Annotated in this window: 15 protein-coding genes and 4 tRNA genes; 11 read left to right on the forward strand and 8 right to left on the reverse strand. The window is 57.7% G+C overall.

Going from position 1 to position 20054, the window contains the following annotated elements; all coding sequences use genetic code 11:
• Positions 1–36: 36 nt before the first annotated feature.
• Both GH769_RS05740 and GH769_RS05745 read left to right on the forward strand, forming a co-directional pair.
• Positions 37–1755 carry a M91 family zinc metallopeptidase gene (locus tag GH769_RS05740; protein WP_032901942.1) on the forward strand — a complete coding sequence of 573 codons (1719 nt, stop codon included), beginning with the start codon at positions 37–39 and terminating at the stop codon, positions 1753–1755.
• A 200-nt stretch (positions 1756–1955) separates the two neighbouring features.
• Positions 1956–3455 carry a M91 family zinc metallopeptidase gene (locus GH769_RS05745; RefSeq protein ID WP_020301081.1) on the forward strand — a complete coding sequence of 500 codons (1500 nt, stop codon included), beginning with the start codon at positions 1956–1958 and terminating at the stop codon, positions 3453–3455.
• A gap of 40 nt (positions 3456–3495) precedes the next feature.
• Here GH769_RS05745 and sugE read toward each other — a convergent pair whose 3' ends face one another.
• Positions 3496–3810, reverse strand: coding sequence for a quaternary ammonium compound efflux SMR transporter SugE (gene sugE, locus GH769_RS05750; RefSeq protein WP_003190128.1), 315 nt, complete (start codon positions 3808–3810; stop codon positions 3496–3498).
• A gap of 335 nt (positions 3811–4145) precedes the next feature.
• Between sugE and GH769_RS05755 the strand changes: the two genes are divergently transcribed.
• Entirely contained in the window at positions 4146–5873 is a 1728-nt protein-coding gene (locus GH769_RS05755) for a M91 family zinc metallopeptidase (RefSeq protein WP_014717788.1), read from the forward strand.
• 141 nt (positions 5874–6014) lie between these two features.
• Here the strand turns inward: GH769_RS05755 and GH769_RS05760 are convergent, their stop codons facing one another.
• The gene (locus GH769_RS05760; RefSeq protein WP_020301079.1) at positions 6015–6971 is read right to left on the reverse strand and encodes a bile acid:sodium symporter family protein; all 957 of its coding nucleotides are present in this window, start codon (positions 6969–6971) and stop codon (positions 6015–6017) included.
• Between the two features lie 166 nt (positions 6972–7137).
• Complete coding sequence (rdgC, locus tag GH769_RS05765; RefSeq protein ID WP_020301078.1) at positions 7138–8058, reverse strand: recombination-associated protein RdgC; 921 nt, start codon at positions 8056–8058, stop codon at positions 7138–7140.
• A 159-nt stretch (positions 8059–8217) separates the two neighbouring features.
• Here rdgC and GH769_RS05770 point away from each other — a divergent pair.
• From GH769_RS05770 to GH769_RS05785, 4 genes are all read left to right on the forward strand, one after another.
• Positions 8218–8293, forward strand: a tRNA-Val gene (locus GH769_RS05770).
• 18 nt (positions 8294–8311) lie between these two features.
• Positions 8312–8388: transfer RNA gene (locus tag GH769_RS05775), tRNA-Asp, on the forward strand.
• Positions 8389–8565: 177 nt separating this feature from the next.
• Positions 8566–8641, forward strand: a tRNA-Val gene (locus GH769_RS05780).
• A 19-nt stretch (positions 8642–8660) separates the two neighbouring features.
• Positions 8661–8737: transfer RNA gene (locus GH769_RS05785), tRNA-Asp, on the forward strand.
• Between the two features lie 89 nt (positions 8738–8826).
• On the opposite strand, the gene GH769_RS05790 is transcribed toward GH769_RS05785, so the two are convergent.
• Positions 8827–9960 (reverse strand): catalase family protein, encoded by a 1134-nt coding sequence (locus tag GH769_RS05790; RefSeq protein WP_032901960.1) that lies wholly within the window; start codon positions 9958–9960, stop codon positions 8827–8829.
• Positions 9961–9989: 29 nt separating this feature from the next.
• Positions 9990–11798: a di-heme-cytochrome C peroxidase gene (locus tag GH769_RS05795; protein WP_032901939.1), complete on the reverse strand. Its 1809-nt coding sequence runs from the start codon at positions 11796–11798 to the stop codon at positions 9990–9992.
• 247 nt (positions 11799–12045) lie between these two features.
• Between GH769_RS05795 and GH769_RS05800 the strand changes: the two genes are divergently transcribed.
• From GH769_RS05800 to GH769_RS05815, 4 genes are all read left to right on the forward strand, one after another.
• Positions 12046–12786 carry an FKBP-type peptidyl-prolyl cis-trans isomerase gene (locus GH769_RS05800; protein ID WP_003190133.1) on the forward strand — a complete coding sequence of 247 codons (741 nt, stop codon included), beginning with the start codon at positions 12046–12048 and terminating at the stop codon, positions 12784–12786.
• A gap of 1009 nt (positions 12787–13795) precedes the next feature.
• A complete protein-coding gene (locus GH769_RS05805; RefSeq protein ID WP_020301075.1) occupies positions 13796–14251 on the forward strand; it encodes a YkvA family protein in 456 nt (151 codons plus the stop codon).
• Positions 14252–14347: 96 nt separating this feature from the next.
• Positions 14348–14686, forward strand: coding sequence for a helix-turn-helix transcriptional regulator (locus tag GH769_RS05810; RefSeq protein ID WP_014717794.1), 339 nt, complete (start codon positions 14348–14350; stop codon positions 14684–14686).
• A complete protein-coding gene (locus GH769_RS05815) occupies positions 14683–15054 on the forward strand; it encodes a hypothetical protein (RefSeq protein WP_005786715.1) in 372 nt (123 codons plus the stop codon). The genes GH769_RS05810 and GH769_RS05815 overlap by 4 nt, the downstream gene beginning before the upstream one ends.
• Here GH769_RS05815 and GH769_RS05820 read toward each other — a convergent pair.
• From GH769_RS05820 to GH769_RS05830, 3 genes are all read right to left on the reverse strand, one after another.
• Positions 15051–16820 carry a bifunctional diguanylate cyclase/phosphodiesterase gene (locus GH769_RS05820; protein WP_020301074.1) on the reverse strand — a complete coding sequence of 590 codons (1770 nt, stop codon included), beginning with the start codon at positions 16818–16820 and terminating at the stop codon, positions 15051–15053. The genes GH769_RS05815 and GH769_RS05820 overlap by 4 nt on opposite strands.
• 117 nt (positions 16821–16937) lie before the next feature.
• Positions 16938–19019: a carboxy terminal-processing peptidase gene (locus GH769_RS05825; RefSeq protein ID WP_224796967.1), complete on the reverse strand. Its 2082-nt coding sequence runs from the start codon at positions 19017–19019 to the stop codon at positions 16938–16940.
• Positions 19020–19380: 361 nt separating this feature from the next.
• A complete protein-coding gene (locus tag GH769_RS05830) occupies positions 19381–20034 on the reverse strand; it encodes an HAD family phosphatase (RefSeq protein ID WP_072435546.1) in 654 nt (217 codons plus the stop codon).
• Positions 20035–20054 lie beyond the last annotated feature (20 nt).

Raw genomic sequence — 20054 nt, forward strand, 5'->3', positions numbered from 1 at the left:
CCGTCGTAATCCCAAATGCATGTTCGGAGGTTAGTGATGGAAACGTCGCCTGTTGCACCATCGACTGCTTCACGCTCCAGCGAAGATGAAAAAAACGACGCAGGCTATCGACAGGCGGCTGACCCTGCAGCGCAGGGTGCTCAGGCTGCTCCGAACACGGCCAGTGTGCCCTTTATGTACAGCAATGAGCATGATGCTTCCCGGGTAGAGACCAGCTCTGCCCGGGTGGGGCCGGTGACCTATGGTGGCGATAACGAGCTTCAGAGGCAGCCAAGGCAATCCGATGCGTCGCAGGATGAGCCATACAACCGGAATGCTCCCAGTCGAGACCAGGTTAGAGCCGCTGCCCGCGGCCAGCAAGGTCCCATAAACTTTGATGGGCAGCCGCCGACTCCCATCACCACCCCTCACTATCAGGACGGCAATGTTCGTATTGATTTCTCCTCGGTCTCAGCCAATGACCCGAACGCCCGTCTCAAGCGTAATGAAATTCTGCAAATATCTACCGGTCAGGGTGACGACAACGTCAGTGTTGAAAGAAGCAGCGATGGCGGGATTCTTGCGCACGTCAATGGACAGTCATACCAGATACCGTTCATTGAGAACTCCGCTAATCAACAACGCGTTCTCATCAGTACCGGCGATGGGAAGGATGCCGTCAATATCGATTATGGCGGCGACCAGGACACGATTGTCGATCTCGGGCGGGGTAACGATTCTTTTTATGGCGGGTCAGGCCGAACGAGTGTGTTTGGGAGCGATGGCTCTGACATCATTAATTTGGGAAGCGGTGACAGCTACGCAGAGGGTAATGACGGGAATGACTTTATTACGGGCGGTACCGGCAATACGGTTATTTTTGGTGGCAATGGTAGTGATGAATTGCGTGCGGGCGGTGGCTCGGACACAAAAGTGAGCTACGTGGATGGCGGAAACGGGAGAGATTCAATATTCGGCGGGAGAGGGCGCAATATTTTGCATGGCGGGCGCGATGACGATTTCATCTTTGGTGGTGACAGCAATACTATCTACACGGGCAGAGGAGAAGATACTGTCGAGACTAATAGCCAGTCCGACACCGTATACGGGCAAGTCGGAACTGATGATTTGAGCCGTGTGCGCTCACCTGCGAGCGTTCGTCATCTGCCCATTTCAAATGACGGTGGCCGTATCAGAATCGAGGGGAGCGAAGCGTTCAAGCAAAACATTGAAGACACCTTGGAGTTTTACCGCAGCTCACCGGTAGGGCAGTATACGCTAGCAAAGATTGATTCGCTTCCCGCACCTCTCGTTATCCGGGAGGGGTTCAATGGCAGTTTCTATCATTACAGTGATCCCGGCAGTGGGAATGCGCGCGATGATGAGAATCGCCGTATAGGACTTGCAGACGGCTATATATCAGGCGGTGTTGCGGGTACGCCGGCGACAAACCCATTGGTGACTCATCAGCGTAATTTCATTACGCCTGGAACCGGGCGGCCTCCAGCCGTTGTGCTTCATCATGAATTGGCTCATGCGATCAATGGTGGCGAAGGCACCTTTCTGTCAGGGAACACTTATATCGGCCACTCTAATCCAAGATTTGCCTACGAGGCCAATAACGAGCGCCAGGCGGTCGGACTCCCGTCCAACCATTCACCTTATCACTTCAACGGGCCTGGGCTGCCAGCCACCACTTACAACCCATGGCCCTATAATGAAAATGCGCTGCTGGCGGAATTCGGTTTGCCGATACGGCCTAGGTATTTCGAATAGTCATCAGTACCATTGCGCATGATCTGCACGCTCAGGGCCTGTTGTAATGCTTCAAGTAAGGCCCTGAGAAATGTGAATGTTGCTGTCGGAAAATTCTCGAAACTTACTGCATAGGGTAAAAAGTCATTCAGCTGACGGAACGGTTTCGTCAGGCCCGCCACATAGTCATCGCAGCTAATTAATGCTAAGGATGACTTTCTATGAATATGCCTGTTGGTTCTCCGTCTCTTCACCACTCTCCAGCCCAAGGGACCGTTACGGGCCAGCTAAATTATTTGACGGGTATTGATAAATCTCAAAGTAAATCTGGCGTGACGTCGGCACCCGTGAAGATCATTCCAAATATGCCTTTCAGTGAGGATGGAATACAGATAGAGCTGAATGTTAGAGGTGGCAAAGGATTTTTCGGGCCACCAAAAGAAGAGAATTTGGTCATCACGACGGGAAATGCAGCCGATAAAGTCCATATAAAAAAATCTAACGATGGAGGGCTGATTGCTGACATTAACGGCAAGTCCTATGAGATTCCACTTTATCAGGATGAAAGAAGTCGTCAAAAGATTGAAATCCACACCAATGGCGGAGACGATGACGTGTCTGTTGCCGATGATCTTGAGCTGCCGGTGAGCGTCAAGCTGGGCGATGGTAATGACAGATTCAAAGCCGGCGGGGGCAGGACCAATGTATATGGCGGCGCAGGTAACGATACGCTGACGCTGGGCGCAGGGGTTGCTTATGCCGAAGGTGATGACGGTGATGACTCCATTACTGCAGGCCTAGGTTACAGCGTCATGTATGGGGGTAACGGCAACGACAAACTACGTGGCGGGAGCGGCGGCAGTTACATGGATGGGGGGCGCGGAAATGATCTATTAGAGGGCGGCTCCGGACATAACGTCATGCACGGTGGCAGGGATGATGATGTTCTCATTGGTGGGAAGGGGCGTAACATCTTTTACAGCGGTAGAGGGCTTGACACGATCAACTCAGTATCGGATGTCGATTCTATCTATGCGAAAGACGGCGACGGTATCAAGCGAACGTTCGGTTCGCAGTTGAAGATAGTGTCTCCAACAGAAGTCGGCAGTAAGGCCTTTAATGTCGAGGGGACTGAGGAATTCAAGCAGCGTTTTAACGACGACCTTGAATTTTTGCAAAGTTCTCCAACGGGACAGAAAATGTTGGGTGCATTGGATAAAACGCCTGAGCGAATCAAGGTTGTGCAACAGCCCGAAGGGGAGGGCGCTTTTTATAACTATGGGCGTAAAGGGGTCGACGCGGGTGACCCTCGTCAAGAACCACCGAATGATTGGGCTCATGGTTATATCAATGACGGTATCCCGGGCGCTCCGGCAGATGACGCAACGATTCTATTCGACCCTTCATTTGTGGTGGAAGAGCATAAGCGGCCGCCCATTATTCCGCTGTTTCACGAGATGGGGCATGCCTATAACGGTGTCAATGGCACCGCATTGGCTGGTGAAACTTTTGTAGGGGCTGATCAAGCTGATCCTGACCGGCCGCAATTTGAGTCAAACAGGGAGCGGCAGGCAGTAGGCCAGCCGACTAATGCGCCACCTTTCGACTTCGACAACGATCCTTCAACGCCACCTACGAATACAAACCCGGCATGGGCCACTGAGAATGGCCTTGCTGACGAGCTGGGAACTTCGTTGCGTGAGCGGTACTTTGCTCGCTGATTAAAGGAAGTCGCTCCCAATGCCGGGAGCGACCAATGACTCAGGCGCTGATTTTGAGGCCTATCAACCCACAAATAATCAACGCCACACTTGCCAACCGAAACAACGCCATGGACTCCCCAAACAGGATAATCCCGGCAATTACGGTGCCCACGGCGCCCACGCCGGTCCAGATGGCATAGGCGGTGCCCAGCGGCAACTCCTTCATGGCCAGCCCCAGCAACCCCAGGCTGACAGCCATGGCGGCAATCGTCAGGGCGGTGGGCAGTGGCTTGCTGAAACCGTCGGTGTACTTCAGGCCGACGGCCCAGCCCACTTCAAACAACCCGGCAAAAAACAGAATGATCCAGGACATGATGACCTCGCTTCTATCAAAGTGGGGTCGTCCCCGGGTAAGCGCTTGATAGCGTCGCGAGGTCGTCCTCGCGTAGCTCGCTAGAGTGCCGAAATTAAATCAGGTGATCAAGTTTACGGCGCGGCTTCCAGCGCACGGCTGTTTTGTGCTCGCTCATGCGACGTCAATGGCTGCCCATTTTTAAATCGAGGGGGTTGGGAGAAATCGCCGGTGTGCAGGTTGAGTTCTATGTTTTAGCGCAGGAGTCAGGAAGTTTTCGCCCAATGGCAAGGAACGGCCTCCACCCGTAACACCACATAAGGTTCGTAAGCCCGAGTGTTAATTGGAGGTACACAATGGAAACTTCTTCTGTTGCAGCATCACCCGGTTCACGATCTTACGAAAATGAAAATAACAACGAAAGTCATCGCCAGGCGGCTGATCCTGCCAGGCAGGAAGCACGCGCTGCTCCAAACACGGCGAATGTGCAGCTGATGTTTAACAACGCAAATGATGCTCCCCCGGTAGAGTTCAATTCTTCCCGGGCGGGACCGATTACCTATGGTGAAAACACCAGCGGCGATAATGAGTCTCAGCGGCAGGCGAGGCAAGCTGCTGCGCCGCAGGGCGAACCGTACTACCGGTCTGGTCCTAGTCGAGAGGAAGTCAAGGCTGCTGCCCGTGGTCAGCAAGGACAAATAAATTTTGCCGGGCAAGAGCCTGCTCGCATCAGTACTAACCGTTATAAAGATGACAATGTCACCATTGAGCGCGGCTCCGCCAATGACGCTGATGACCCTTCAAAGCAAAGTGAGCATGTTCTGTTATCTACCGGTGATGGCGACGACAGAGTCCATGTTGAAAGAGGCAGAGATGGAGGGCTTGTTGCACACGTTAATGGACAGTCGTACCACCTGCCTTTCCAAAATAACTCTGCTGATCAACAGCGTCTTTACATTGATACCGGGGGTGGGCGCGATGGCGTCAGTCTCGACTATGGAGGGCGTGAGCAAACCTTTGTCAATCTCGGCGCGGGTAACGATATCTTTTATGGCGGGGCAGGCCGGACGAATGTATTTGGTGGAGACGGTTCTGACATCATCAACCTGGGCAGCGGTGATAGCTATGCAGAGGGAAATGATGGCAATGACTTCATCACCGGCGGTACTGGCAATACGGTGATATATGGTGGCAAGGGGAGTGATGAGCTGCGTGCGGGCGGTGGTCCGGATGCAAAAATCAGCTACTTGGACGGAGGACAGGGTAACGATTTAATTTATGGCGGCAGAGGGCGCAATATATTGCATGGCGGGGGCGGTGACGACATCATTAATGGTGGTGACCGCAATGTTATATACACGGGACGAGGGCAGGACACCGTCACGACTTATAACCCATCCGATATCGTATATGGGCAACGCGGGGTGGATAATTTTAATGGTGTGCGTTCACCTGCAAGCGTTCGTCATTTAGGCGCTTCGAGTAACGGTAGCAGCATCAAGATCAAGGGGAGCGAAGACTTCATCCAAAACATGGAAGACAACCTGGAGTTTCTGCGCAGCTCACCCACAGGGCAGGGGATGCTGGCAGAAATCGATTCCCTTGCCGCGCCGATAACCCTTCGAGAGGGATTGGATGGAAGCTCATACCATCACCGCGATCCAGATAGCCCTCCCTCGCCTCAAGACGCCAATCGTCTCGAAAATGACCCCGCGTACGGCTTTATATCAAACGGTGTCCGAGGGGCGCCTGCGACTAATCCCGTGCTGATTCATGAGCGAAGTTTCATCACTCCCGGACACGGGCGCCCCCCTGCCGTGATTCTCTACCATGAGCTTAGTCATGCGGTCAACGGCGGTCAGGGTACCTTTCTACCGGGCTATACGTTTGTAGGCCATCCTGATCCGAATTTTGCCTGGGAGAGAAACCTGGAACGCCAGGCCGTTGGACTTCCTACCAGTCATCAGCCTTTTCAGTTCCTCGGTCGTAACTTTTCGGCCTCCACCTACAACCCGTGGCCGTATAACGAAAACGCTCTGCTGGCGGAGTTGAATTTGCCTCTACGTCAAAGATACTTCGACTAAGGCATTAATACATCGCTCAGCGGTGTTGAAGCATAGGTGCAAGCAAGGCCCTGCACTTGCTTGCGCCACGTTCGTTATAGGTAGGGCAATCGCTTGGTGCGTCGCGAGGTCATCCCCGCGAAGTTCTCTGGAGAGCTGAAATTACGCGGCGTCTGATGCGCGGCGGTCTTCCTTCTCGCTCATGCGACGGAAGTAGGTAGAAAGCAATGCGCCGGAAATATTGTGCCAGACGCTGAACAACGCGCTGGGTACTGCCGCCAGCGGCGAAAAGTGTGCACTGGCCAGCGCGGCACCCAGCCCGGAGTTCTGCATACCGACTTCCAGCGCCAACGACTTGCGTTGCGCCAAGGGCAACTTGAACAGGCGCCCGGTGAAGTAGCCCAGCAGGTAACCGAAGCTGTTGTGCAGCATCACCACGGCCATGATCAGCAGGCCCGACTCGGCAATCTTGCCTTGGCTTGCGGCAACCACGGCCGCGACGATGATCACAATGCTGACCACCGACACCAGTGGCAGCACGTCCACCGCATGCCTTACCCGATCACCGAGCAAGCGCTGCGCGACCACGCCCAGTACGATGGGTAGCAGCACCACTTGCAGGATCGACCAGAACAGCTCCATGAACGATACGGGCAGCCAGGCCGAGGCCAGCAGCCAGATCAACGCCGGTGTGAGCAGCGGGGCGAGGAGGGTGGTGACGGCGGCAATCGCTACCGATAAGGCCAGATCACCCCGGGCCAGCCAGGTCATCACGTTGGACGACGTGCCACTTGGGCAACAGCCGACCAGGATCACGCCAACGGCAATTTCCGCCGGCAAATGGAACGCCTGGCACAGCAACCATGCCACGCCCGGCATGATCACGAAATGCGCGACCACGCCCAACGCTACGCGCCAGGGGTGGCGAGCGACTTCGGCGAAGTCTTCCAGTTTCAAGGTCAACCCCATGCCGAACATCACCAGGCCCAGCAGTGGGACGATGGCGCTTTTCAGGCCGATGAACCAGCTGGGTTGGAGAAAGGCGACAACGGCAAAGATCAACACCCAGTAGGCAAAGGTGTTGCCGACGAAGCGGCTCAAGGCGGCGAGTGCGCGCATGGGGATGTCCTTTTTTATTCGATTTCTGAGTTGTCGATGCAATCAAATGTGGGAGCTGGCTTGCCTGCGATAGCGGTGTATGAGTCGGCACTACTCTGGCTGACACTCCGCTATCGCAGGCAAGCCAGCTCCCACACTGACCGTGCCCACATTGGATCGGTGTTGCTTAGATGCCCTGTGGCGTCTCTTCGCCGCCCAGTGCCTCAACCAACGCTGGCAGGAAATCGCCGAAAGTCAGCATCATCAAGGTAAAGCTGGCATCCAGTTGGCCCAGGGCTTCATCGCCGCCGTCCTGTTCCGCCTGGTCTTGCAGCAGGTCTTCGAACTTCAGACGCTTGACGGTCATCTTGTCGTCGAGCATGAAAGACAACTTGTCCTGCCACGCCAGGGACAGTTGGGTCACGACCTTGCCGGTGGTCAGGTGCAGTTGGATCTCTTCGCTGGTCAGGTCTTGGCGCTTGCAGCGCACGATGCCGCCGTCTTCGTGGGTGTCGCGCAGTTCGCATTCGTCGAGGACGAAGAAGTCATCGGCCGGTTTCTGGGTGGTGACCCAGTCGGTCATGATGGCAGTTGGTGCAGTCTTCACCGTCAGCGGACGGACGGGCAGGGTGCCGATCACCTCGCGCAAGGTCGACAGCAGGTCTTCGGCGCGCTTTGGGCTGGCCGAATTGACAAGGATCAGGCCCTGTTTCGGCGCGATCGCAGCAAAGGTCGACGAGCGACGAATAAAGGCACGCGGCAGGAAGGCCTGGATGATTTCATCCTTTATCTGGTCGCGCTCCTTCTTGTAGACCTTGCGCATCTGCTCGGCTTCGATCTCTTCGACTTTCTCTTTAAGTGCATCACGCACCACGCTGCCCGGCAGGATGCGTTCTTCCTTGCGGGCGGCGATCAGCAGGAAATCTCCACTGACGTGAACCAGGGGAGCATCTTCACCTTTACCGAAAGGTGCGACGAAACCGTAAGTGGTCAACTCCTGGCTTGCACAAGGGCGCGCCAGCTTGGTGGCCATGGCCGCTTCCAACGCCTCGGCATCAACAGGCAGATCTTGGGTCAGGCGATAGATAAGCAGGTTCTTGAACCACATGGGGTGAGTCTCTCCTCTATACAAAGGGGGGCATTATTCTCTTGATCACGCCGCAGGCCAACCCTGCCTAAGCCATTGGAAGGGCTGAAAAAAAAGATTCAAGAAAGTGCTTGCCAGACTTAGGGTCGCTCCGTAGAATGCGCGCCACACCGAAACGAAGGGTGATTAGCTCAGCTGGGAGAGCATCTGCCTTACAAGCAGAGGGTCGGCGGTTCGATCCCGTCATCACCCACCATTCGCTTCAGTGTTACGCGCAGCGGTAGTTCAGTCGGTTAGAATACCGGCCTGTCACGCCGGGGGTCGCGGGTTCGAGTCCCGTCCGCTGCGCCATATTCGGTCACCTGGAACGCTGAACGCCAGGTAGCCAAAGAAAGCCCGCTCATCGAGCGGGCTTTTTTCTGCCCGAAATATGGCAAAAAATCGCGCGCTAAACTTTTTTTAAATAAATTGCATTTAAATCAAGACATTACGATTTTTTGGTGTATGATGCGCCCACACCGAAACGAAGGGTGATTAGCTCAGCTGGGAGAGCATCTGCCTTACAAGCAGAGGGTCGGCGGTTCGATCCCGTCATCACCCACCATTCGCTTCAAGTGTTACGCGCAGCGGTAGTTCAGTCGGTTAGAATACCGGCCTGTCACGCCGGGGGTCGCGGGTTCGAGTCCCGTCCGCTGCGCCATATTCGGTCACCTGGAACGCTGAACGCCAGGTAGCCATAAGAAACCCGCTCATTGAGCGGGTTTTTTTTCGCCTGCGATTTAACGCACCTTACGGCGCGTTGCGGCTGTGGCGGTAATCGCTGACGGCTTCGTACACCGCTTTGCGTAGTCGGTTGATCCCGCCGATGGGGCGGTGCGCTTCCAAACCGAACCAGGGGTTGAACGACTGATTATCGCACGCCAGGTTCTGCGCCGGCGTGTCGAAGTCCTGGGCGGGAATCCTGACCTTGGCCACCGTTTCATACGGCGCGTCGCTTTCCTTCCACTCGATGCTGGTGTCTTCGATGGGCATGAAGGCCTGCGGGTTTTGCCGCTGGATCTGCAGCACAAAACACGCGTCTACGCGGTCGGTGGACAGTTGCTGGTTGAGCGCGCTGCGCAGGAAGTTGGGCAGGTCCTGGTTCTGTTTGGGCAACACATAATCCGGGCAGCTTTGCGGGTCGGGCGCCACGCGAAACTTGGCGTTGGCCGCGCCAAACTTATAAGGCGACACTGAAAAGTAAGTCGTCTGCGTCGGGCTGGCCGGGGCGGGCGCCAGGGTTGCCAGGGCGATAAACAAGTGACGCACTTGCCAGCTGCGCGGATCGAGCTTGGGAAAGAACGCCAGGACCTTCTTGCCATCCGCTTGCGCACCGATGTTCTGCGCGTATTCCGCGACATCGCTGACAAAGAAGTTCGGATGGCTGAACATCACGAAATCCTGCTCGGTGCGCGCTTGCTGGTCGGCCATCAGTTGCTTGCCCGGCACATCCAACAGCTTGATCGCCATGCCGCGGGCATCGCGGATGCTATCGAATTGCGGGTAGGCGTTGCCGTTGGACAGGCGCATCGTCGCCTGCCAGGTCTTGCCCGGCTCGGCGAACACACCCTGGCGCAAGGCCGGGTCGAGATCCGCCAGAACGCTGACCTCGGCTTTCACGCACCCATGGGCCTTGGCATGGGCATCACGCAGGTAGCGAGTGCCTTCGCGATGCTGGTCAACGATGCGCACGGCGGTCTGGATGATGCCTTGGGTCATCGCCGCCTCACCCGGCGGGATCTGTTCCTTCACCGACACCGGGCCCCTGTGCTGCCAGGCGAACCAGGCCGTGGCCAACACCCAGCCCAGCAGGCCCAGGCCCAGCAGCCACAGCAGGGTTTTGCCCACAAAGGCGCCAAGGCGCAGCCAGAGACGAGCAAGCATGGAGCGGTCCTTGTTTTGCGATCGGATAATCATGGCAGTTGTTGCTCCAGCGGGCCGCCCAGCACTTTGAGGTATTCGAGCAGCGCCCAGCGTTCCTGCGGCAGCAGGCCACGGCCGATAACGCCATTGCCACGTTCGCCGGCACGGAATTCGTGGCCGCTGTTGTGGTTGCCGGTGACTCTGGTATCGAACAGGAAGGCGTTCTTGAAGGCGGTGGTCTCAAACCCCAGGTGACGCGGGTCGTAGTTGAAGGTGCCTTTATAGAAAGTGGTGCTGCGTTCGTCCTGGGGCGAGAGCAGTTGGTAGATCGTCGGCACCGAACCGTTGTGCAGGAACGGTGGGGTGGCCCATACGCCTGCCAGTGGCCGCGCCTTGTAGGCACGCAACTCGCGTACGCCGATGGGCAGGCCGAACCCGTCCAGGCCCGGGCGCTCGGCCGGGGTCACGCCCGCCGCACGGTAGGCATGCTCTTCGACGAAGGCGGTGACATAGGCCAGGCCTTGGGCCACCGACATTTTTTTCAGGTCCAGCGGCGCGGTGGGGGTGGGGTGCAGTTCGACATTGAGCCGGGCCAGTTCGGCCGGGTCCCATTGCAGCGCGCTGAGGTCATAGCGTTGGTCGGCAATGTTGTTGGCTGTGCCGGGGTCGGTGCCGATGTAGTCCACCGGCAGCATTTTCAACTGCTGCACCGGTCGGCCGTTTTCTTCGGTAACGGTGGGCAGGTGGCAGCCGGCGCAGTTCTCGGCAAAGAGTGCGCGGCCCTGGGCGGCGAGGGGTTTGTCGATGGCACCGAACAAGTCTTGCGGCCAGGTCGGCGGCTTGAGCCGTTGCAGGGTTTCTTCGATCAGGTGCAGGTCGCGCACCCGTACGCTGGATGGGTAGCGGGCATCGCCCTTGAGCGGTTGCCCGGCTGCGTCGAAGAACGCCAGAGTCGCGCCTACGCCAAGGGCTTCGCCGATGTTGCGCGCCATGGGCTGCTGTGCCGAGCCATTCCACTGCACCCAGTCGAAGGTCCAGATATCCCACAACTGCGGGTAGTCCACCGGCGCATTGGCGACGCGATAATTGTCGGGGGAAATGGCGTCGCCAAAACTGGCGTTGGCGATGCGTCCAAAGGCGTCAGTACGGCCCGGGCCTTCTTCGGTGGGGTAAAGGCCACGGTGGGTGTCATTCCAGGCGACTTTGAGGAACTGGTTCAGCGATTGCTTGAAGTCCTTGCGCAGTTGATCGCGCCGGGCATCGTACTGATCCCCCAGCACCTTGTGAGCAAAACGCTCAAACTTCCATGGGTTGTAATAGGTAGCGGCCAGGCTGGCGACCAGGGCCTGGCCGAAACTGCCACCGCGCAACGTGGGAACGCTGGAGGGCAGTACGTGTTGCGCCGAGCCACCGTCGATGCGCAGGGCCTGGCCCTTGTAGTGCAATTCGCCGGTGTGGCAGGCCGCACAGGTGATATCCAGGTACTGAGCCCTGCTGTCGGCGTTCTGGTGCCGGGCGAACCCTACTGGCAGGTTGCCAGGGTTTTGCGCGGTGGGCGTCTGCTTGGGGTCGACCAGGAAGCCAAAGCGCGCCAGGTACTCCGGCGCGGCAAAGCGTTGCTCGGAAAACGGCAGTTCCAGGGCGGTGAACCAGTCGTAGTGCAGGCCTTTTACTTGGGTGCCCTGGGGCGTGAAGTAGTAGGTCTGGCGGTCGTCGGCACTCCATTGCTCCTGGTAGTGCACCTGCTTTACTGGCACGTAGTCCGGCAGCTTGGGGTTGAGGGTGTAGTAGAGCACCACGGCCAGAATCAGGCCCAGTGCGATCAGTATCAGGAGTAAAACACGGGAAAAAATGCGCAAGATAACTATCCTTGTCGAATTGTCGCGTTGTTATGCCACTGCGCCACAGGTGCGGCAAGTAGCAATTGGCCCGCTATCAGGCGGTTCCGCGATCCGTCGCGGGGCCCCATGATAAATGGAAATGCTTTTAAACACGTGAACTTATCAGAAGTTTCCTGCTCACATGCCGGTAGCCATTGGTCGTGGCCGCCTGATAAGCTCGCGACTTTATTCGAATGCCCTTATGGCGCATGAACAAGGAAATAGCATGAAACAGCATCGGTTGGCGGCGGCGGTGGCCCTGGTTAGCCTGGTACTTGCGGGTTGTGATTCGCAGACCAGCGTAGAGCTGAAAACCCCGGCGCAGAAAGCTTCCTACGGCATCGGCCTGAACATGGGCAAGAGCCTTGCCCAAGAAGGCATGGACGACCTGGACTCCAAAGCTGTTGCCCAGGGCATCGAAGATGCCGTCGGCAAGAAAGAGCAGAAGCTCAAGGACGATGAGCTGGTTGAAGCGTTTGCCGCACTGCAAAAGCGTGCTGAAGAGCGCATGACCAAAATGAGCGAAGAGTCGGCAGCCGCTGGCAAGAAATTCCTCGAAGACAACGCCAAGAAAGACGGTGTTGTCACCACCGCTTCCGGCCTGCAGTACAAGATCGTGAAGAAGGCCGACGGCGCCCAGCCTAAGCCGACCGACGTGGTGACTGTTCACTACACCGGCAAGCTCACCAACGGCACTACCTTTGACAGCTCCGTAGATCGCGGTAGCCCGATCGACCTGCCGGTCAGCGGCGTGATCCCGGGTTGGGTCGAAGGCCTGCAACTGATGCACGTTGGCGAGAAGGTCGAGCTGTACATCCCGTCCGACCTGGCCTACGGCGCCCAGAGCCCGAGCCCGGCGATCCCGGCCAACTCGGTGCTGGTATTCGACCTGGAACTGCTGGCCATCAAGGATCCAGCCAAGGCAGAAGCGGCTGACGCACCTGCTGCACCAGCCGCCAAGAAGTAATCGGCGCCTGAACACACAACGCCCCGTCTCGACGGGGCGTTGTTGTTTTCGGGTGTGTATCAAAGGATGCAAAAATCTTCTGTGGGCGCTGGCTTGTCGGGTTGCCGCATCGCTGTGATGACCGCCAGACGCTCAGCACTCCAAATGTGGGAGCTGGCTTGCCTGCGATGACGGCCTGCCAGCCTACACCTACTAACTGACACACCACGATCAACCTGTGGGAGCGGGCTTGCTCGCGAAGGCGGCCTGGCAGTCAACATAGTTGGATTGTGTACATATCCATTGCTGCGGTAACGGCCACATAGGGTTCCGCCCTGACGGCGGCTCACTTTGCAAGAGCGGCAAAGTAAGCAAAACGCTCTTGCCCCACCACTCGGCACCTCGCCTAGGCTCGGTGTGCCCGTAATCCGCCAGTGATTTGGGGGGCCGCCGCCACGCGCCATCCATGGCGCGGGGCGGCTAAACCGGCATCCCTGCCGGTTTACCCCCCAAATCCCTGTCGAATTCCGGCCAGCGTGGTTTAACGGGGCGCCTAAGATCAAAAGCAGATCAAGATCAAGAGCGGCTCGCTTCGCATCGTGGTTAGCGTTGGCTGCTACAGCCTGTAAAGTTGTGTTGATGCCTAAGGCAATCGCAGGCAAGCCAGCTCCCACATTTGGAGCCGGGGGTGTCTGGGAGATAGGCATCGGCTGGCAGGCTGCCACGTCGTACCGGGTCGTGTAGATGTCTATGGCTATCGCACGCCAGCCAGCCCCTACGTTGAAGCCTCTGCAAATCCAAACGAACGTCTGCAACCGGACACAGTCTGATATAAGACTCGAGCACGGGTAGCCGCACATACATGCCAAGTCAATGAATTCTTGGGTTTTTTTTATGTGCGCAAAAAACGCCCGATCTGACTGTAGGCCTTGTAGTCCGTGGCTTTCAGCCGATAAAACAGGCTCTGTTCACAAGGTTATCCACAATTTGTGTGGATAACCTTTTATGTCGCCTGGAACTGGAGTGCCCTATGAAACCACCGTTCAATTTCACCCGTTTCCTGCCTATGGCCGCACGCTTGCTCGGTCGGGGGCGTTTGCCAACCTTGCTGTTTGCCGTCGCTGCCAAAGGTTCAAGCCAAGGCAATCGACTCGGCCAGCTCAAGGACGATCTCAAATTGCTTCAGGCCCTTTGCCTGGCTTACTGGCGTGGCGAATACCGTGCTATCAGCCCCAAGGCGCTGATTTCGGTGGTAGCGGGGCTGATGTACTTTCTCAGCCCGATTGATGCCATTCCGGACTTCCTCCCTATGTTCGGCATGCTCGATGACATCGCCGTGCTGGCATGGGTCATGAAGACCCTGAGCGGCGAACTGAGCGCGTTTCGTGCCTGGCGCGATGGGCAGCGCCCGGAAAAACTTGCGGTGGTTGAGCGCCTGCCAGCGACGCCTGAGCTGCTGGCCCGGGAAAACCCGCAAAAAAACTAATGTTGCCCGGTATCCCCTGCGACCTTTGTGGCTGTTAGGATTACACTCCTAAGGAAATAACTTACTTAGTAAGTGTTTTTATCCTACGGGGCAGTCATGGATATCCAGATCATTTCACGCGATGGCGCACCCGAATACGCGGTGTTGCCATGGGACCAGTACCAGGCGCTGCTAAAAGCTGCCGGTCAATTGCAACCAACACGCGCTTCTCCTTCTGTTGCACCCACCGCTATCGAGCAGGACCTGCGTCCGCTTGCAGCCCTGCGCGGCCTGCGTGAGGCCAAGGGCCTGGCAATCGAGGCCCTGGCGCGTACCGTGGGCATCAGCCCTTCGTATCTTGGATTGATAGAAAGTGGTGAACGCCAGCCGGATGCCGCCATTCGCCGCAGCCTGGCCTGGGAATTGGGCGTTGCAGGTTGGAGGGATGAGTCTTGAGCTTACGTATTAGTCGTCAACACTGGGATGGGTTGCTCAACGAACTGGATCAGGCGCGGCGCCAGCGCCATTTGCTCACCTACCGTGCGCTGCTTGAGCGCCTGCAATTCCCGACGCCGGCCATGCAGACCCTGGCTGCGGCCCTGGAGCACCTGGCGGCACTGGATGCCAAGGCGGAGCAACCGCTGCGCAGTTCCCTGGTGATCAGCCAGGGTGCCAGCCGCCTGCCGCGCACCGGTTTTTTTGAGTGTGTTGAGCGCCTGGGGCGGTTCAGCGGGCCTTCCGATGGTGTGGCCGCCGCGTCCTGGCATGCATCCGAAGTGGTGCGGGTGTTCGAGTACGAGTACCCGGAATCCGCCGAGGCCTAAAGCGCCTGGGCGCAGGTGTCCATGCTGTCGATCACGTGGATGCTGTAGCCCGCAACATCCTTGGCATGGTGCTTGGCTTGTGAAGCCAGCTCTGCCAACTGGCTGGCATCGAGTTGTGCGCAGGCCTGAGGATACAAATGCACTACACCGATGGACAGCGACAGCAACGCAAACTCCTGGCGCGCGCCCTGGCGATTGAGGGCCACGAAGCACCCAGCCTCAAGGTGTTCAGCGCGGTAGAAGCGTCGGCATTGGGTGTGGAAATCGTCCAGCAGTTGGTTGAGCCGCTTGCGCCAGTCCTGCGGGCCCAGCACCAGCAGAAAGTCATCGCCGCCAATGTGCCCGACAAAGTCGCGGCTGGGGTCTACCCGGTCGTTGAGGCACTGCGCCAGGCACAGCAGCACTTCATCCCCGCGCCCGTAGCCGTAGATGTCGTTGAACGGTTTGAAACTGTCGATATCCACATAGCAGATCACCGACTCGCGCTGTTGCTGCAGCAGCCGGGTGAGGCATTGCTGGATCGGCACATTGCCAGGCAACAAGGTCAACGGGTTGGCGTAGCGGGCCTGCTGGATTTTCAGCTCCGTGATCAACTTGAGCACGTCAATGACCCGACCCAGCCCCAGGTAATCACCGTTCAGGGTGATGATGAAATCCTCTTCGATGCGTTGCCGCGCGCGGCTGGTCAATAAGCGGCTGACCTGTTGCAAGGACTGGCTCAGTTCCACCGCCAAAAAATCATCGCTCATCAAGCGACTGATGGGTTTACGTGCAAACAGATCGGTCGCGAACGGCTTGAGCAACGCGTCCGACAACGAGTGCCGGTGCACAATGCCGACCGGGCAACCACGGCCGTCTAACACCGCCAGCGAGTTGAGGTTGGCCTGGCGGCGGAACGATTCCAGCACTTGGGCGGTGGCGGTGTCTTGATCCACGGCGGGTTGCTCATTGAGCAGTGCGCTCAGGTCACTGCCTTCGTCATTGAGGGCCAGCGTGGCGCTATCCGGCTTGGGCAGCATCAGGCGCGCTTCCTGTGGCGGCTTTTCCTGAGGGCGGCAGAGCAGGTAGCCCTGGACCAGGTCGACGCCCATCTCGGTCAACACCGCCAGTTCTTCTGGCAGTTCGATGCCCTCGGCAATCACTTGGGCGCGGGATGCCCTGGCGATCTGCAGGATCGAGCCGACAAACTCGCGCTTGAGGGCGTCCTGGTGAATGCCGTCGATAAAGTGCCGGTCGATCTTCACGTAGTCCGGGCGCAGTTCCGACCACAACCGCAAACTGGAATAACCGGCGCCCAAGTCATCCAGTGCGATGGCAAAACCCATGTCGCGGTAGTGGTGCAAGGCAGTTTGCAACAGCGCGAAATCGTCGGTGGGCGCTTGCTCGGTGAGCTCGATCACCACTTGGCTGGGAGAAATACCGAAGTCGCGCAACAGTTGCAGGGTGCGCCCTGGCTGATGTGCGTGCTCCATCAAGGATTCCGGCGAGATATTGAGGAACAGCTTGCCGGGCAGTTTCTGCTCGCTGAAGCGCCGGCACGCACTCTCTCGACACGCCATGTCCAGTTCGCTCAGGCGCCCGGCATGGCTGGCCACCGAGAACAGCGCAACGGGGGAGTGCAGCGGGCTGTTGGACGGGCCACGACTGAGGGCTTCATAACCGAGGATGCGCCGCTCCGACAGGCAGATGATCGGTTGGAACAGGCTGTGCAAACTGCCTTGAGCCAGGATTGAGCCCAATGCATTCAGCTGTTCGGTCATGGTCATGGCGGTCTCGATCAAAAAAAAGGACCGCAGGCGTAAACCTGCGGTCCTTTTATTTCACGACAGAATGATGTCTATATGATGACACTCCGAGGAGCGATCACATTAAATCGCCATCATTTACTGCTTGGCCACCTGCTTGGTGATTTTCAGGTAATCCAGCAGGATCCGGCCAGTCTCGGCCAAGTAAGCGTCGTCTTCCGGCTTGGTTTTATCCGCCTCGGTCGGCAGCGCGTCTTCATCTTCTTTCTTCAGCTCTTTGAGCGGGTCTTCACCCTTGGCCTTGCGGCGGGTGTTTTCCAGTACCAGTTGCTGATTCTCGATGCTGGAATGCTGTGCACGGCGATCCGCTTCGTTGAGGCTGACGGTCTTCTCTTCCATCAGCTTCTTGGCCAGGGCCAGCTTGTCGCGGATAAACACGAACTCGGCATCCTTGGCGGAGCGGGTGTCATGATCAGCCTTCAACTGCGCCAGGAAGGGCTTGAACGGATCCGACGCCGGCTTGATCGCAGGGCGGATGGTGTCCCACGGCATGGCTTCAGGCAGGGCGCTTTCGCCGATTTCCTTGGTGTCGATGATCGACGGGAAATCGATATCCGGCAGTACGCCTTGATGCTGGGTGCTCTGCCCGGATACCCGGTAGAACTTGGCCAGTGTCAGTTTAAGCTCGCCATGATTCAGCGGCTGGATGGTCTGCACGGTGCCCTTGCCGAAGGTCTGGCCGCCGATGATCAATGCACGGTGGTAGTCCTGCATGGCGCCGGCGAAAATCTCCGAGGCCGAGGCCGAGAGGCGGTTGACCAGCAGCGCCATCGGCCCTTTGTAGAAGGCCCCTGGGTTCTCGTCTTCGAGCACGTCGACACGGCCGTCAGCGTTGCGTACCAACACGGTCGGGCCCTTGTCGATAAACAGGCTGGTCAGCTCGGTGGCTTCCTGCAGGGAGCCGCCGCCGTTGTTGCGCAGGTCGATGACCACGCCGTCGACTTTCTCTTTCTGCAGTTCTGTCAGGATTTTCTTCACGTCGCGGGTGGTGGACTTGTAGTCCGGATCACCGGCACGGAACGCCTTGAAGTCCAGATAGAAGGCCGGGATCTCGATCACGCCCAGCTTGTAGTCCTTGCCATCCTGCTTGAGGTTGAGGACTTTCTTCTGCACGGCCTGGTCTTCGAGCTTCACCGCTTCACGGGTGATGGACACGATCTTGCTGGTCTGGTCGTTCGGTGCATTGGTGTGCGGAATCACTTCCAGGCGCACCACGCTGCCTTTAGGCCCACGGATCAGCTTGACCACTTCGTCCAGGCGCCAGCCGACCACATCGACCATCTCTTTGTCGGCCTGGGCCACGCCGATGATCTTGTCGGCCGGTGCCACTTGCTTGGTTTTGTCAGCAGGGCCTGCCGGCACCAAACGTACGATCTTCACCTGGTCATTGTCGCTTTGCAGGACGGCACCGATGCCTTCCAGGGACAGACTCATATTGATATCGAAATTTTCCGCGTTATCTGGCGACAGATAATTGGTGTGCGGGTCGTAGGACATCGCAAAGGTGTTGATGTAGGCCTGGAAGATATCCTCGGCACGGGTCTGATCCAGGCGTGCCAGCTGGTTCTTGTAGCGCTTGGTCAGCAGTTCTTGAATGGCCTTGGGCTCTTTGCCGGCGATCTTCAAGCGCAGCACTTCGTCCTTGACGCGTTTGCGCCACAGGTCGTCCAGCGCCGCGGTACTGGTCAGCCAAGGAGCGTCCTTGCGGTCCACCAGAAGGGTTTCTTTCTGTGTGAAATCGAGCTTGTCGATACCTTTGTTCAGCTCACCCAACGCGAAATCCAGACGCGCTTTGACGCGGTCCAGGTAACGCTTGTAGATGGTGAAGCCGGGCTGCAGGTCGCCGCTCTTGAGGAAGTCGTCGAATTGGGTCTTCCACTTGTCGAACTCAGCGATATCGCTGGCCAGGAAGTAGCTACGCGAGGGGTCCAGCAGCTTGAGGTAGCTGTCGTAGATGATCACTGAGCGAGCGTCGTCCAGCGGCGGCTTGCTGTAGTGATGGCGCTTGAGCAACTCGACGACGTTAAGGCTGGCAATCACCTCATCGCGATCAGGCTGAAGGTTGTCCCAGCTATTGGCTGCGAACGTATTGGTCGACATCGACGCGAAGCCGAGACCAATGAAAAAAGCGAGGGCGGTGCTGGGGAACAGATGCTTCATGCTGATTCGACGCGGGGGCAATTGATAACGCATATTAGGCCGTCTTTGAGGGAGCCGGTTCCATATGGTCCGGTCGCATAATGCAAAAAGCCCGGCGCTACAGCACCGGGCTCAGTCCAGACTCACTATGGAGGCACTGTGAAAGCATTGCAAGGCGTTGACGGTGATGTGGGGGGCTAGAACAACCTCGTCCTACGTCCGGTGTAGTCCATATTGCCAATAGCCTGACCGAATCCTAGATTGAAATGCAGTCAGTGTGGGAGCTGGCTTGCCTGCGATAGCGGTGCACCAGATGAAGAATTCTTCACTGTTGCACCGCTATCGCAGGCAAGCCATCTCTTGCGGGTTGATCTCTATTGATTCAGGTCCAGTGGTGGATCGGCCAGCCGGCCTGTTCGGCATGGGCGCGCAACACCGGGTCCGGGTTCACCACCTGCGGGTGATCCACCTTGAGCAGCAGCGGTAAATCATTGCGCGAGTCCGAATAGAAATAGGCACCTTCAAGGGTTTCGCCTTCCTGCTCCAGCCATTCCAGCAAGCGCGTGATCTTGCCCTCACGGTAAGTCAGTACATCGACGGTACGGCCGCTGTACACGCCGTGGCTGACTTCCAGGTTAATCCCCAGCACTTCCTCGATACCGATACGCGCAGCAATCGGCGTGACCAGGTGAGTGCCCGAAGCGGAAATCACCAGGATCCGGTCGCCATTCGCGCGGTGGCGGGCGATGGTCTTGGTGGCGTCGCTGTAGATCAGCGGCTCGATGACGTCCTCGACCCACGGCTCCACCAAGTGCTCGATTTCTTCCGGGGTACGGCCGATCATCGGCTCCAGGCTGAAATCCATGAAATCTTCCATCCGCAGCTTGCCCTGGCTGTAGGCATCCATCAGCTCGTTGTTCCTGCGCATGAACGACTCAGGGTCCACCCAGCCAAGGCGGCCCATCTGTTCGCTCCACAGCGTGGCGCAGTCGCCGTGGATCAGGGTGTCGTCCAGATCAAAAATTACCAATGCCATCGGTGATGCTCTCTCTCAAT

The organism is Pseudomonas sp. CFSAN084952, assembly GCF_009648855.1.
Lineage (GTDB): Bacteria > Pseudomonadota > Gammaproteobacteria > Pseudomonadales > Pseudomonadaceae > Aquipseudomonas > Aquipseudomonas paracarnis.

Excerpts from the sequence above, each read along its gene's own strand:
- GH769_RS05805 (WP_020301075.1), top strand. The coding sequence starts at position 13,796 with ATGAAACCACCGTTCAATTTCACCCGTTTCCTGCCTATGGCCGCACGC.
- GH769_RS05790 (WP_032901960.1), bottom strand. The coding sequence starts at position 9,960 with ATGCTTGCTCGTCTCTGGCTGCGCCTTGGCGCCTTTGTGGGCAAAACC.
- GH769_RS05825 (WP_224796967.1), bottom strand. The coding sequence starts at position 19,019 with ATGAAGCATCTGTTCCCCAGCACCGCCCTCGCTTTTTTCATTGGTCTC.
- GH769_RS05745 (WP_020301081.1), top strand. The coding sequence starts at position 1,956 with ATGAATATGCCTGTTGGTTCTCCGTCTCTTCACCACTCTCCAGCCCAA.
- GH769_RS05820 (WP_020301074.1), bottom strand. The coding sequence starts at position 16,820 with ATGACCATGACCGAACAGCTGAATGCATTGGGCTCAATCCTGGCTCAA.
- rdgC (WP_020301078.1), bottom strand. The coding sequence starts at position 8,058 with ATGTGGTTCAAGAACCTGCTTATCTATCGCCTGACCCAAGATCTGCCT.
- GH769_RS05830 (WP_072435546.1), bottom strand. The coding sequence starts at position 20,034 with ATGGCATTGGTAATTTTTGATCTGGACGACACCCTGATCCACGGCGAC.
- GH769_RS05755 (WP_014717788.1), top strand. The coding sequence starts at position 4,146 with ATGGAAACTTCTTCTGTTGCAGCATCACCCGGTTCACGATCTTACGAA.
- GH769_RS05760 (WP_020301079.1), bottom strand. The coding sequence starts at position 6,971 with ATGCGCGCACTCGCCGCCTTGAGCCGCTTCGTCGGCAACACCTTTGCC.
- GH769_RS05740 (WP_032901942.1), top strand. The coding sequence starts at position 37 with ATGGAAACGTCGCCTGTTGCACCATCGACTGCTTCACGCTCCAGCGAA.
- GH769_RS05800 (WP_003190133.1), top strand. The coding sequence starts at position 12,046 with ATGAAACAGCATCGGTTGGCGGCGGCGGTGGCCCTGGTTAGCCTGGTA.
- sugE (WP_003190128.1), bottom strand. The coding sequence starts at position 3,810 with ATGTCCTGGATCATTCTGTTTTTTGCCGGGTTGTTTGAAGTGGGCTGG.
- GH769_RS05810 (WP_014717794.1), top strand. The coding sequence starts at position 14,348 with ATGGATATCCAGATCATTTCACGCGATGGCGCACCCGAATACGCGGTG.